This window comes from Croceifilum oryzae, from assembly GCF_030814315.1.
GTDB classification, from domain to species: domain Bacteria; phylum Bacillota; class Bacilli; order Thermoactinomycetales; family Thermoactinomycetaceae; genus Baia; species Baia oryzae.
Map to the genome: position 1 here is coordinate 272,391 of NZ_JAUSUV010000002.1, position 15,655 is coordinate 288,045.

The 15,655-nt window shown below is 42.7% G+C and carries 7 protein-coding genes; 5 read left to right on the forward strand and 2 right to left on the reverse strand.

Annotation, left to right across the window (positions count from 1 at the left end; translation table 11 throughout):
* Positions 1-2 precede the first annotated feature (2 nt).
* The 5 genes from J2Z48_RS02990 (at position 3) to pyrE (ending at position 14,604) form a co-directional block, all read left to right on the forward strand.
* A complete protein-coding gene (locus J2Z48_RS02990; protein ID WP_307250876.1) occupies positions 3-10,703 on the forward strand; it encodes a non-ribosomal peptide synthetase in 10,701 nt (3,566 codons plus the stop codon).
* A gap of 78 nt (positions 10,704-10,781) precedes the next feature.
* Positions 10,782-12,470, forward strand: coding sequence for a condensation domain-containing protein (locus J2Z48_RS02995; protein ID WP_307250878.1), 1,689 nt, complete (start codon positions 10,782-10,784; stop codon positions 12,468-12,470).
* Between the two features lie 63 nt (positions 12,471-12,533).
* Positions 12,534-13,067 carry an antiterminator LoaP gene (gene loaP / locus J2Z48_RS03000; protein WP_307250880.1) on the forward strand — a complete coding sequence of 178 codons (534 nt, stop codon included), beginning with the start codon at positions 12,534-12,536 and terminating at the stop codon, positions 13,065-13,067.
* Positions 13,068-13,285: 218 nt separating this feature from the next.
* Positions 13,286-14,023, forward strand: coding sequence for an orotidine-5'-phosphate decarboxylase (gene pyrF, locus J2Z48_RS03005; RefSeq protein WP_307250881.1), 738 nt, complete (start codon positions 13,286-13,288; stop codon positions 14,021-14,023).
* A complete protein-coding gene (pyrE, locus tag J2Z48_RS03010; protein ID WP_307250883.1) occupies positions 14,020-14,604 on the forward strand; it encodes an orotate phosphoribosyltransferase in 585 nt (194 codons plus the stop codon). The genes pyrF and pyrE overlap by 4 nt, the downstream gene beginning before the upstream one ends.
* 59 nt (positions 14,605-14,663) lie before the next feature.
* On the opposite strand, the gene J2Z48_RS03015 is transcribed toward pyrE, so the two are convergent.
* Positions 14,664-15,329 carry a hypothetical protein gene (locus tag J2Z48_RS03015; RefSeq protein WP_307250885.1) on the reverse strand — a complete coding sequence of 222 codons (666 nt, stop codon included), beginning with the start codon at positions 15,327-15,329 and terminating at the stop codon, positions 14,664-14,666.
* A gap of 51 nt (positions 15,330-15,380) precedes the next feature.
* Positions 15,381-15,629, reverse strand: coding sequence for a hypothetical protein (locus J2Z48_RS03020; RefSeq protein WP_307250887.1), 249 nt, complete (start codon positions 15,627-15,629; stop codon positions 15,381-15,383).
* Between the last annotated feature and the right edge of the window lie 26 nt (positions 15,630-15,655).

The following is a 15,655-nucleotide window of genomic DNA, read 5'->3' on the forward strand; positions in this document are numbered from 1 at the left end:
AAATGTTTCATAAAAACAATGTAGAGGATATGTACTACCTATCTCCTATGCAGACGGGTATGTTGTATCACTCCTTACAAGATACACATGCCTATTTGGTCCAAACGAATTTCACCCTAAGAGGACATGTAGATCCAACGATCTTCTCAGAAAGTTTCCAGAGGTTAATGGACCATCATGGTATATTACGGACTGTTTTTATCCATAAGAAAGTAGCTAGACCGATGCAGGTGGTTCTAAAACATCGCGAGGCCTCTATGGAATGGATCGATATTACGCATTTATCAGAAGAGGAAAAAGGGGTATACACACAGCAGGTACGGCAACGGGATAAAGAAAAAGGGTTTCATTTATCAAAAGATCCACTCATGAGGATGACAGTTATTCAAACACATTCTGATGTGTATCAACTGATCTGGAGCTATCATCATATTTTGGTAGATGGATGGTGCAAAGATATTTTGATGGGAGACTTTTTCAACATTTATGAATCGTTGTTACATCGCAAGCCAGTGGAGTTAGAACCTTCTCTTCCTTATAGTCAATATATTAAATGGATTGAGAGTCAAGATTCCGAGGCAGCGCTAGACTTCTGGAGAAAGCGCTTACAAGATTATGAGCAAAAGGCAGTAGTCCGTGAAACGAATCATCATTTGGTTGATGGAGAGCAAAAGGCGGAGACACTCGAACAACTCTTCACGATTCAAAGTGATATCAGTCAGCGTTTGTTGTCGATGGCGAAAAAGTATCAAGTGACCCTCAACCATGTCATTCAATCAATCTTAGGTGTTTTGCTACAACGATACAATAATGTGCAAGATGTTGTCTTTGGTTCGGTCGTTTCGGGAAGACCACCTGAAATTGATGGGGTAGAGAAGATACTGGGATTGTTTATTAATACGGTTCCGGTACGAATTCAGGCGAATCCAGAGCAGAAGTTTTCGGATTTGATTTCTAAAGTTCATAAAATGGATATTGAATCGAAACAGGTTGAGTATATTTCCTTAGCGGAGATACAGGCTCATTCACCATTGAAACAAAATTTATTTGAAGTGCTTTATATCTTTCAAAACATACCGATTCAAACATCAAGTGAAGATGATCAAAAAAAGGAAGAGCTTGGTTTTACTCTTCATTCGGAGGATCATCATGATCATGATCAAACCAATTATGATTTTACTTTTGTTGCTGCGAGCGATCAGGAAATTAAGGTTCTGATTACATATAACGCTAGTTTGTATGATCGAGAAATCATCGAGCGTTTTATGCAACATTTTACGAGTGTTGTGGAACAAGTAACGATCAATCCAGAAATGTTGACTGCGGATATTGAAATGATTACGGAAGAAGAAAAGACATGGTTGCTTACGGAGGGAACCGGTACCCAAATACCATCTTCGAAGGATCAAACGATTATCGATTTATTCGAAGAGCAGGTAAGAAAATGCCCGGATCAGGTTGCGGTTGTGTTTGAAGAAGAAGAGTTGACCTATCAAGAGCTAGATCATCGTGCTACTCAGTTAGCTCATGTACTTCGGGCTCATGGCGTAGGCCGAGAATCAATTGTCGGGCTTATGGTAGAGAAGTCTTTAGAAATGATAGTGGGAGTCTTTGGGGTTTTAAAGGCAGGAGGAGCGTATCTTCCGATTGATCCTAGTTATCCTGAAGATCGAATCGACTATATGTTAGTAGATTGTGATGTAAAGCTACTGTTGGTTCAGCAAGGAATCAAAGCTCCAGAAACATATCGTGGTGAAGTTTTATTGATTGATGAAGCATCCATTTACGATGGAGAACCGATGACGCTGGAACCCATCAATCAAGCTCTTGATTTGGCTTATATCATCTATACTTCCGGCTCAACGGGTAAACCGAAAGGAATCATGATTGAACATCAGTCGGTTATAAATCTATCATTAAATGCTGGAACATATGGAATTAAGGCAGGAGAGCGAGTCTTACAGCTAGCTTCTATCAGCTTTGACTCCTCAGTGGGGGATATATTTTACACCTTGTTGACAGGGGCAAGCCTCTATATACCAAGTAGAGAGACTATGTTATCAGGTTTGGATCTCATCGACTGGTTGAAGCGAAAAGAGATAACCATTATTCACTTTGTCCCGGTGTCCTTTTTAAAGCAACTACCACATGGAGAATTACCTCTCCTTCACACGATTAGTACGGGTGGCGAAGTCCTTACAAGTGATGTAGTGGACGTATGGGGAGTGAATCGAACGTTCTTAAATGCCTACGGTCCGTCGGAAACGACTGTAGATGCCTCGATCGGTCGATGCAATCCTAGAGAAATGAAGCCGTCGATTGGAAAGCCCATTGTGAACAAACAGATCTATATTTTAAATGAAGATCGGAAGCTTCAACCAATGGGAGTGTCGGGTGAGATTTATATTGGTGGCGAAGGAATTGCTCGCGGATATTGGAAGAGGCCGGACCTGACAGCAGAGAGATTTGTGGACAATCCATTTATTCCGGGAACAAAGATGTATCGAACGGGCGATCGTGCTAGGTGGTTGTCCGATGGCACGATTGAGTTTATGGAACGAATGGACGATCAAGTGAAAATTCGAGGATATCGAATTGAGTTAGGTGAGATCACGAACTGTCTATTGACTCATCCTGCTGTGAAAGATGCAGTGGTCATCGCAAGAAATGATGAAGGGGAAGTGTATCTTTGTGCCTATTTGGTGCCACAGGAAGAGAGTGTCAGTTCTGGTATGCGCGAGTATCTAGGGAAAATGATTCCGGATTACATGGTTCCTGCTTTCTATGTAGAGGTGGATCAACTTCCAACGACACCAAATGGAAAGATCAACTATCGTGCCCTTCCTGCACCCGATCTATCTACCTATCTAAATGAGAGTTATGTAGCGCCGACCAATGAAACGGAGAGAAAACTGGTTTCCATCTGGCAAGAAGTACTAGGGCTGGAACGAGTCGGGACCCAGGATCACTTCTTTGCTCGAGGTGGGCATTCGCTTAAGGCGATGATGCTGGTTTCGAAGATACAAAAAACATTCGAAGTAGACTTTGGCTTACAGCAAGTATTTCAATCGTCTACTTTAAAAGAGATGGCAAAGTGGATTCAAGGAGCATCGCAATCCGTATATGCCGCGATTCCAGTCGCTCAGTCAAGAGAATATTATCCGGTTTCGTCTGCACAGAAGCGGATGTATGTGATGCAACAAATGGATCTAAATTCGTCGAGCTATAATATCCCAACTTTCATGAGAGTGAAAGGAAAATTAGATGTAAAGCGATTAGAAGAGGCATTTTGTCGATTGATTGAGCGTCATGAATCTTTCCGTACTTCCTTTGTCATGATAGAAGGAAAACTTCATCAGAAGATCGAAACAGAAGTATCTTTCTCGATTACCCAGCTCGAGTCAACGGAACAAGAAGCAACGGAATGGGTGGGGAAATTTATTCGCCCGTTTAACTTGAGTCAGGCTCCGTTAGTACGTGTTGCTGTGATCCACTTGGCTCCAGAAGAGTCCTTGTTATTACTGGATATGCACCATATTATTTCGGATGGTGTATCCACCGATCTACTCTTTACGGAATTGATGCAACTATACCGAGGGAATGAGGTTCCTGAGCTTCGACTTCAGTACAAGGATTATGCAGTGTGGCAACAAGAGATGCAGGAGTCAGAGTGGATGAAAGAGCAAGAGAAGTATTGGCTTGAGACGATGGCTGGGGAGACACCAGTCCTTCATTTACCAACGGACTATCCGCGACCGCTTACTCGTAGCTTTGAGGGGTCGTATGTGGAATTCCAATTAGATGAAGAAACGACACAAAAGCTGAAACAGATTTCTCTCAACCAAGATACGACTCTGTATATGACATTGTTAACCCTATACACGACACTTCTTCATAAATACAGCGCTCAAGAAGATATTATCGTGGGTTCACCGATTGCGGGTCGCCCTCATGCGGATTTAGAAAACATCATGGGGATGTTTGTAAGTACACTCGCGATGAGGAATTATCCAAGTGGTGAGAAGACGTTCCATCAGCTATTACAGGAAGTGAAGGGAAATACGCTCGAAGCGTTTCAGCATCAAGACTATCCATTAGAAGAACTGGTGGAGAAGCTAAGTATTTCAAGAGATCTGAGTCGCAATCCTCTATTTGATACGATGTTTGCGATGCAAAACATGGAGATGGCTGACCTTACACTGGATGGTCTGGTACTTTCACCTTATGAACAGGAAAGTAAAATAGCGAAGTTTGATTTAACTCTAAGTGCAGCCGAAGAAGGCGAACGACTCTTGTTTGCTTTTGAGTATGATACTCATCTTTTTAAGGAGGAAACGATCGAGCGCATGGTCGACCATTTTCTTCAGCTGATTGATCAAGTTTGTCAATATCCAGATCGAAAAATCGGGAGATTGAACCTGTTGACGAAATGGGAAGAAAGACTAGCCACTTTTCATGACACAACGGTTTCTTATCACAAGGATCAAACGATTGTAAAGCTATTTGAGGCAAAGGTAGAGAAAACACCGGAGCAAATAGCGGTGGTGTACAAAGCGGAATCCCTTACGTATAAAGAATTAGATCGACGATCCAATCAGCTTGCTCATACGCTTCGTGCCAAGGGAGTGGATAGAGAGACGATTGTTGGGCTAATGGTAGAGAATTCTGTGGAAATGATCGTAGGTGCGTTAGGAATCTTGAAAGCAGGTGGAGCCTACCTACCGATTGATCAGGGGTATCCACAAGCACGAATCAACTACATGCTTGAAGATAGTGGAACTCAAATCCTCCTTACCCAACGCCATCTAGTAGAAAACATATCGATAGAAAGAGAGATTGAATGTCTCACTCCTGAACAGTGGGTTCAAGAATCCGATGAAAAGGTAAAGGTGGAAGGAAGTCCTACTGATCTAGCCTATGTCATCTATACTTCTGGTTCTACTGGGACTCCGAAAGGTGTGATGGTCGAACATCGTTCTCTCGTAAATCTATCCTGTTGGCATGTGAGAGAGTTTGGAATTACTAAAGCAGATCGTAGTGCGAAGTTTGCAAGTTTTGGTTTTGATGCTTCTGTGTGGGAGATTTTCCCGTATTTGATCTCGGGAGCAGCGATCCACATTCTTCCGGAAGAAATACGCTTAGATTTACACGAGCTAAATCAATACTTTGAGCAAAATCAGATTACCATCAGCTTCTTACCAACGCAGTTTTGTGAGCAGTTTATGGAGTTAAACAACCAATCTCTACGGATTTTGCTTACTGGTGGAGATAAATTGACTCGATATACTCCTCAACGCTACAAAGTCATAAACAACTACGGTCCGACTGAAAACACAGTTGTGACAACGAGCTTTGTAGTAAGTGAACAAATGGGGAATATCCCGATTGGAAAACCGATCGACAATGTACGTACCTATGTGCTCAATTCACATCAACAGCTACAGCCAATGGGCATAGTAGGAGAGCTTTGTGTAGGGGGAGATAGCTTAGCAAGAGGCTATCTGCATAATCCCGAACTGACAGCAGAAAAATTTATCGATAATCCGTTTGTACCGGGAGAGAAGCTATACCGGACAGGGGATCTCGTGAAGATGTTGAACGATGGCAATATTGTCTTTATGGGCCGAATCGATCATCAAGTGAAAATTCGTGGTTATCGAATTGAGTTGGGTGAGATTACGTCTGAGCTTCTATCCCATCCATCTGTTAAGGAAGCGGTTGTGACAACTCGATTGGATTCTCATCATCAAGCTTATCTTTGTGCATATATCGTGAGTGAACAAGAGTGGAATGCCGAAGAACTAAAATCCCATCTATCACAAAACTTACCAAGCTATATGATTCCAGTTGCTTTTGTAAGCATGGAGGAAATTCCATTAACGATCAATGGCAAGGTGGATCAAGCGTCACTACCAGAGCCAGATCTGTCTACGTTTGGAAGTGAGAGTTATGTAGCGCCTACCACTGAAACGGAGATTAGACTTGTGTCGATCTGGCGGGAAGTACTCGGAATGGAACGAATCGGGATTGAAGATCATTTCTTTGATCTAGGTGGGCACTCGCTTAAGGGCATGACACTCGTATCGAAAGTGCAAAAAGAATTTGAAGTAGACTTTGGACTTCAAGAAGTGTTTCAAGCACCTATCTTGAAAGAGATGGCCCAACGGATTCAAGAAGCGTCCCAATCGATCTATGCTGCGATTCCAGTCGCTCCATCAAGAGAGTACTATCCGGTCTCTTCCGCTCAAAAACGAATGTATGTAATTCAACAAATGGATGTAGACTCGGTTAGCTATAACATGCCAATCCCTATGCGTATCAAAGGGAATCTGGATATAGATCGATTGGAAGAATCCATCTGTCAACTGATCCAGCGTCATGAATCTTTCCGTACCTCGTTTGCCATGATCGAAGGGGAGCCGAGGCAGAGAATTGCACCGGAAGTTCCTTTCTCCATCAATCGAGTGGAGTCATCTGAGCATGAAGCAATGAAAATGGTAGCAGAGTTCGTCCGTCCGTTCAACTTAAATCAAGCTCCGTTATTGCGGGCTACTGTGATGAAGTTGGCTCCTGAGGAGTCCTTGTTGTTACTAGACATGCATCATATTATTTCGGATGGTGTATCCACAGATCTGTTCTTTAAGGAACTCATGCAACTATACCGAGGAGATGAGGTTCCTGAGCTTCGCATTCAGTACAAGGACTACGCAGTGTGGCAACAAGAGATGCAGGAATCAGAATGGATGAGAGAACAAGAGAAGCATTGGCTTAAGGTAATGGCTGGAGAGATTCCGGTACTTCATCTGCCAACGGATTATCCAAGACCTTTGATCCGTAGCTTTGAAGGTGCCAATGTAGCGTTCCAGTTAGGTGAGGAAGCGACACATAAACTGAAACAACTTGCTCGTGATCAAGAGACGACCTTGTATATGACACTGCTGACTATGTATACGACATTCCTTCATAAATATAGTGGCCAAGAAGATATCATCGTGGGTTCCCCGATTGCGGGCCGACCTCATGCAGACTTAGCAAACATCATGGGGATGTTTGTAAACACACTTGCGATACGAAACGATCTAAGTGGTGAGAAGACATTCTATCAGTTATTGCAAGAAGTGAAGTCGCATACGCTAGAGGCGTTTAAGCATCAGGATTATCCATTAGAAGAACTGGTGGAGAAGCTGAATATACCGAGGGATCTGAGTCGCAATCCTCTTTTTGATACGATGTTTGCGATGCAAAACATGGATCTGGCAGAGCTTACCCTAGAGGGTCTCGTGCTTTCACCTTATGAACAGGAAGATAAGGTAGCGAAGTTCGATCTCACTCTAAGCGCGGTTGAAGAAGGAGACGAGCTCTGGTTTAACTTTGAATATGATACCCGTTTATTTAAACAGGAAACGATTGAGCGAATGGTCGATCATTTGATTCATCTCATGGATCAAGTTTGCCAACATCCAGAGCGTGAGATTGCGAGATTGACTTTGCTTACGAAACAGGAAGAAGAGACGCTCAAAAGCTTGAACGACACAGGGGTTGCGTATCCCAAAGATCAAACGATTGTAGAGCTGTTTACAAAACAGGCTGAGAAAACGCCTGAGCAAATCGCAGTGGTATACCAAGAAGAATCTCTTACGTATAAAGAGTTAGATCAACGATCTAATCAACTCGCTCATACTCTTCGTGCGAAGGGAGTAAGGCGAGAAACGATCGTTGGATTAATGGTAGATCGTTCGGTAGAGATGATCGTTGGCGTTTTAGGAATTCTGAAAGCAGGTGGAGCCTACTTACCGATTGATCGAGAGTATCCGCAAGCACGGATTGATTATCTGCTTGAAGATAGTGGAGTTCAGATCCTACTTACACAAAGTCATCTAACAGCAAATAGGACCACAGGAAGAAAAGTGGAAGCTCTCGCTCCTGAACAATGGGCTCAAGGGTCTAACGAACCGTTGAATTTAGATGGAAGTCCTAACGATTTGGCTTATGTGATCTATACTTCTGGTTCTACGGGCAATCCAAAGGGTGTGATGGTGGATCATCAAGCCATTATTCGCTTAGTAAAAAATACAAACTATCTGGATTTCAGTCAGAAGCATCGGATCCTGCAGACAGGTTCCATTGTATTTGATGCCTCTACTTTCGAAATCTGGGGGTCGTTGTTAAATGGAGGAGAACTATATTTAATCGATAAGGATCAGCTCCTTACGCCTCAGGAGTTACAATCGGCGATTGAAAGATATCAGATTACGACGATGTGGCTAACTGCACCATTCTTCTGTCAGCTCGTGGAGCAAAATGAAGAGATTTTTGCTGGATTACGACACTTGCTGGTAGGCGGAGACGCTTTATCTCCAAGCCATATCAACAAAGTGAGAGGGAAATATGCTGGGCTCAAAATCTACAATGGATACGGTCCGACGGAAAATACGACCTTTTCGACTGTATACGAAATCAAGGAAGAGCATAGCGAAAACATCCCAATTGGAAGACCGATTACGAATTCGACTGCTTATGTGGTGGACTCTCAGTTGCAACTTCAACCGATCGGAGTCATGGGAGAGTTGTGTGTAGGTGGGGATGGATTGGCAAGAGGTTATTTAAATAATCCAGAGCTGACAGCAGAGAAGTTTATCGACAATCCATTTGTATCAGGAGAGAAGCTGTACCGGACAGGCGACCTCGTGAAGATGTTGGATGATGGAAATATCGTTTTCATAGGTCGAATCGATCATCAAGTGAAAATTCGAGGCTACCGAGTTGAACCTGGTGAGATTGCACGCCAATTGGTCACACACCAAGCGATCCAAGAAGCATATGTGACGGTTTATCAAGAGGAGTCAGGTCAAGCGTCCCTTTGTGCATATGTGTCAGTAGACGAAGAAATGGAGATAGCGGAACTACGCAGATATGTAAAAGGATTGCTACCAGATTACATGGTTCCTTCCTACTTCGTTCAGATGGAAACATTACCTCTTACGGTAAACGGAAAAGTGGACCGGAATATGCTACCAAAACCGGATCGATCGATACCATCTCATAGCTATGTAGCCCCTACTAATGAAATCGAAGAGAAGCTCGTCTCGATCTGGCAGGAAGTACTTGGCATCGAGCCCATTAGCATCGATCAAAGTTTTTATGAGCTAGGTGGAGATTCGATTAAAGCGGTACAGGTGGCAGCACGATTAAATCAGCATTCGTTAAAGCTGGAAATGAAATATTTACTTCAACATCCAACGATTCAAGAGCTATCCAACTACGTAAAAGCGAAGAAAGTGGAGATCTCACAAGAGCTAGTCCAAGGAGAAGTTGGACTGGGTCCAATCCAAGAGTGGTTCTTTGAACGAGACTTTGCGGATAGACATCATTGGAACCAGACGATGATGATACGTTATGAAGGCCGCCTAGATCCAGCAATCATTCAACAAGTGTTCCAAAAAATCGTGGAGCATCATGATGCACTTCGAATGCGATATCGATTCGAGGACGGAGCCGTAACGCAGATCAATCAAGGACTAGAGGGTGAACACTTCACCCTAGAAGTGGTCGATTTGAGGATGGAGTCAGAAGCGAATGTACATGATCAAGTAGAGCAAGAAGCGACGCGTTTAAACGGAAGTCTTGATTTAGAAAAGGGTCCGCTCGTTCGCCTCGGTCTCATTCAAACAAAAGAAGCTGATCACTTCTTAATGATCATTCATCACTTGGTTGTAGATGGGATCTCTTGGCGGATTCTCTTTGAAGATTTTGTCCAAGGATATAAGCAAGTAGAGTCAGGTCAAGAAGTAGCCTTCCAGCCGAAAACTCACTCCTATCAGGAGTGGGCATCTGAGCTGAAGAAGTATGCGGACAGTCATCAAATCCAGAAACAAATGGATTACTGGAAGGGCATCGAACATACACCGACTCAGCCACTGCCTAAGGATCACAGCAGTACGATGACTCGATGGGCAGATAGTGATGCCGTGTCGATTCAGCTTAGTGAAGAAGAGACCGAAAATCTATTGAAAAAAGTGCACAGGGCATACAAAACAGAAATCAATGACCTATTGCTTATCGCGTTAGGACAAGCGTTCCAAGAGTGGTCCGGAGAAAACAAGGTACTCATTCAATTAGAGGGGCATGGCCGAGAAGAGATCTTGGATGGGATGGATATCAATCGTACAATCGGATGGTTTACTTCTGCTTATCCAGTCATTTTGGATATGAATCATTCGGAAGATTTTCCTCTACAATTGAAGACTATCAAAGAGATGCTACGAAACATTCCGAACAAGGGAGTTGACTATGGAATCATTCGTTATATGAGCAAAGAGGAGTTCGAATGGAACCTGCTTCCAGAGATCAGCTTTAACTATCTAGGTCAGTTTGATCAGGATCGAACATCTGAAACATTTGGCTTTTCGACCCTACCAACAGGGCAAATGTTTAGCTCCCATTCCGAAAAGCCATTCTCGATTGATGTGACAGGCAGTATTGAAAATGGAAGTCTTAGCATTCAATTCATCTACAGCACCAAACAATACAAGAACGAGACGATTACTTCGATTGCTAACTCCTATAAGACATACTTGCTCGAAGTGATGAATCATTGTATGGAAAAGAAAGAAATCGAGGTAACGCCAAGTGATTTTACATCCTCGGAATTGTCATTGGATGAATTAGATGACGTGTTTGCCGTACTAGGGAAAGGCCGTTAATTCGTAACGAATGCTTCCGGTGAAGGAATTTCTTCATCGGAAGTTTCTATCCATCATGAACAGAGGTGAACAAGACATATGTTCGATAAAAACAATATAGAAGATATGTACTACCTATCTCCCATGCAGACGGGGCTACTGTACCATTTTTTATTGGATGAACGTTCTTATTTTGTGCAGATGAACCTAGCTATACATGGAAATATCAAGGCTGCTATCTTTTCAAAAAGTTTTCAAATGCTAGTGGATCGACATCATATACTGAGAACTGTTTTTATTCATGAAAAATTAGCTAGACCCCTGCAAGTGGTTTGGAAGCAACAGAAGGCTCGTGTGGAATGGATGGATATGACTCATCTATCGGAAGAAGAGAAGGAAGTACATGTTCAGCAAATAAGGAGAGAGGATAAGGAAAAGGTCTTCCAATTATCAGAAGAGCTTCCTATGAGAATGACAGTTATCCAAACGGATTCCGATTCCTATCAACTGATTTGGAGCTTTCATCATATTTTAATGGATGGATGGTGCCTAGATATTTTGATAGGGGACTTCTGTGCGATTTATGAATCATTGCTATATAACAAGCCTGTGAAGTTAGAGCGTCCATTCCCATATAGTCAGTATATCAAGTGGATTGAGAATCAAGATATGGAGGCAGCTTTTGATTACTGGAGAACCCGTTTAGAAGGGTATGAGCAAAAGGCGGTAGTCTACAAAAAACAGGATAGCCAACTGGGTGCAGTCGAGGAAAAGGCTGAGATGATGGAACAAGATTTTACGATTGATCGAGACCTGAGTGATCGATTATCGTCCGTAGCAAAAAAGGCTGGAGTTACCCTCAATCATGTCATTCAATCGATTCTAGGTATCGTGCTACAACGATATAATCAGGTAGAGGATGTTGTATTTGGCTCAGTCATTTCCGGAAGACCCCCGGAGATTGAAGGTGTAGAACAGATTCTGGGATTGTTTATTAACACAGTACCTGTACGGATTCAGACAGATCAAGGGCAAACGTTTACAGATTTGATTTGCAATGTTCATAAAATGGATGTTGACTCTAAACCATATGAACATGCATCCTTATCAGAGGTGCAGAATTTTACACCTTTGAAGCAGGATTTGTTTGAAGTGATCTATAATTTTAGAAACTTCCAAAATACATCTTTAGAAACTGCGGATGTGGAACAAGAAGATGATCAGGGGATTGGCTTTACGCTTCATCCTGAAAAGCATCATGATCAATACCATTATGACTTTTCGTTTGCTGTTTCAAGTGGTCAGGAAATCAATATTACAATTACATATCATGATGGTTTGTATGATAAAGAAATCATTGAGCGCTTCATGCAACATTTTACGGGGATCGTGGAACAAGTAGCCAACAATCCAGGAGTCTTGATTGCAGATATTGAAATGATTCCACCCTACTTAGTCAAAATGAAAGCGCTACCAATTCCAGAGCCATTAGTACAAGCCCGCAGTTATGTGAGACCTACCAATGAAATGGAGACAAGACTGGTTGCCATCTGGCAAGAAGTATTGGGAGTGGACCGAGTCGGAATCGAGGATAACTTCTTTGATTTAGGTGGACAATCTTTAAAAGCAATGAAGTTAGTGGCGAAGATTCAAAAAGAATTTGATATGGACTTCCCACTATCTACTTTGTTCCAAGCCCAAACAATTCAAGCTGTAGCATGGTGGATGAGTGAAGGGAATTCTGCTTTAGATGAACAGTCACGAAAGAAAGAGCTAGTGATAGTATAAATGTCTTGTTTCGGGTTTTAGGCACGTTGTCAGTCAATCAATCTTTTTTCAAGGAGAAATAGTATGAAATGGTATGCGCTTTTTGTGGAAACAGGCTATGAAGAATATATCCAAAATTTCCTATATCGAAATTTTGATCCCAACAAATTAACTTCTATGGTTCCCGTGAGAAAGCTTCCAGAGAGAAAGAATGGGCGAATTAGTCATGTATACAGAAAAATGTTTCCTGGCTATGTGTTAATTCGAACTGAGATGACTACAGAACTTTTTCACCAATTAAAGAAAGTTCCTAAAATTCATCGATTGTTGACTTCGTATTACTCCGATACTTCCGAGCAAGATTCCTATTTCTCCTCCATTCCAGAGGAAGAAATAAACTTGATTCTTCAACTGACAGAAGATCGAAACTGTATTGATTTCTCTTCTATCTGTGTAGATGGAGTCAGTATAACTGTAAAAACAGGACCCTTAGTAGGAAAAGAGAGCATCATCAAAAAGGTAGATAAGCGAAAACGGCGTGCTAAAATCCTGATTGACTTTATGAATACGACGCTTACGATGGATGTTGGCATAAATGTAATCTCTTCCTTATTATAAATATCCGTTTGACAGTCTCAAAAAACTGAGTCATAATAGTTGAGGAATAGCAGAACCTTTAAATCCAGTCCAGAGAGGCTGGCAAGGGCACGGATATATCATTAGGTGGAATATGTCCACTTGTGCTTCTTGTCTAGCTAAGACAAGAAGCATTTTTTTATGCCCTGAAACACCCGCACCTGCATTTCGTACCATTTTATAGGAAGGGGTTTCGATTTATGGATCAAGCAAGTCGCCAATTGATGATTGCTCTAGACCTACCGTCTGGAGAAGATGCAGAAAAGTTCCTCGCCCATTGGCAAGGAGAAGAAAAACCTTGGATCAAAGTAGGTTACCAATTGTTCTACGCAACAGGCCCGCGCTGGATCTATGAGCGAAAACAAGAAGGATACTCGATCTTTCTTGATTTGAAGCTACATGATATCCCGAACACAGTAGCCAAAGCAGTAGAATCGATTAGTAAACTAGATGTAGACTTCTTAACCCTTCATGCAATGGGTGGCTCTGAGATGATGAAGCGTGCTCGGGAATCCGCTGAGCAATTTGCTTCCTCTTCCGAATATCGGACTCGCCTCCTAGCGGTTACACAACTGACGAGTACCCATGAGGAAATGTTACACGACGAGCTTGGGATCAACGGTTCAATGGAGCAAGCGGTTTTACGCTCAGCGAAGCTTGCTCATCAAGCAGGAGCCGATGGAGTGATCTGTTCAGGTCAAGAAGCGCGAGCGATTAAAGATTTGACAGCGCCTTCTTTCTTAGCCGTAACACCAGGGATTCGACCGATAGGAGCTTCCGCAAACGATCAAAAACGGGTTGTCACTCCGACTGCGGCGATTCAGGCAGGAGCCGATCATCTAGTAGTTGGACGTGCGATAACGCATGCACTCGATCCAGTAGAAGCATACTATCAAATCCTACAAGAAATCATAGATGCCAGGGGGAATATGAGATGAAACCATGGAATTTGTCTGAAGCACTCACACGTACGGGAGTCGTAAAAGAGGGACATTTTCTCCTTTCTTCAGGGCGACATAGTGGGCAATATATGCAATGTGCTCAGTTACTCCAACACCCAGCAGACGCTGAGCAAGCAGGACAAGCTATTGCGAATCTGTTCCGCGATCTAGAAATTGATGTGGTAGTAGGTCCTGCACTTGGCGGAGTTGTGATCGCTCATGAAGTAGCCCGAGCCTTAGGCGTTCGCTGTCTATTTGCCGAACGAAAAGAAGGCGTTATGGAACTTCGTCGTGGATTTGAAGTAGCAAAAGGGGAACGCGTTCTAGCAGTAGAGGATGTGGTGACCACAGGTGGCTCTGTGCAAGAAGTGGTTACGCTTCTAGAAGGGATGGGGGCCGATGTAGTCGGAATTGGTTCCATCATCGATCGAAGCCAAGGGAAAACACCTTTCACCGTACCTTATCGTGCTCTCATGCCAATCGAAATCAAATCGTGGGAAGCAGAGAATTGCCCTCTCTGTGCAGAAGGAACCCCCGCTGTTAAGCCTGGTAGTCGAACACCTGTATCAAAGAAATAATACCTGCAAACATAAAAAGCCGATCTCCCAAACAATATGATTGTAGGAGATCGGCTTTTTTATTTTTCCCAATTCAGATATCCTACAATCCCAAAGCAGAGGAGACAAAAAACAAGTTGAAACCAGTCTTGCCACATTCCTTGAAAACCTGAATAGGTCTTCATTGCGATCGGGATAATGACAAAGCTGAGGCGGGTGTAGCCTTTTTCATATTGTTTCCGAAGGAGATATTTAATGGTAGAGATAAAACAGTACAGCTTGCCTGCAAAGATGAGCGTATCGATATGATAAGGGTCAAAAAGTGCACATAATACAAAAACAAGGAACCCCCAAATTCGTTGAAGCCAATCGATAACGACTGGATGAAGGATGACTTCGACAGGGGAATCAGTAGAGCGAGAGAGATAGCTATAAAGTTGTCTACCATATACAAAAAGGAGAATCGTCCAGCCGATCAGACCACCTAAAAAGCTAGCTATTCCAAAGTGTTCCGTTCGACCGATGTCATGCAAGCTTCCTAAGCTAAATAGGAGAAAAGCAAATCGAATGAGCGATTCTGATCGTTGTTGCTGGATCTCATATTTGACGGTACTAAAGAGTAGATACAGGGTTGCCAGCAGAAACATGAATGCTGGAGATGGAAGGAAGATTGTAATAATAAGATAAATACATAATCCAATGCTTCGCTGCACCCATGTGAAAGGGCCGGTTTTATCTGTACGCATTGGCCGCTACACCCCTGTCTCTACAGATTAAAGGTATCAAAATCTTTTTCATTAGGATCGCTTTCCCCTGCCAATCAATAAAATCAAACCGTCGATTAACCATCCAAATACATACCATATCAACAGATCATACACATAGATACCAAATGTAGAGAAACCGACTCCTCTTTGCGCTAGTTCATACCAACGCAGGGGACTTGTTAGATCCAATAAGACGTGTTTTTGATCAAAACCAAGAAGATGAAAAAGGATCACGCAAAAATAGAGAAATAGAAACCAGAAATGAAATTCCACCTTCATGGAGGGACAACTCACTTTCGCACAAG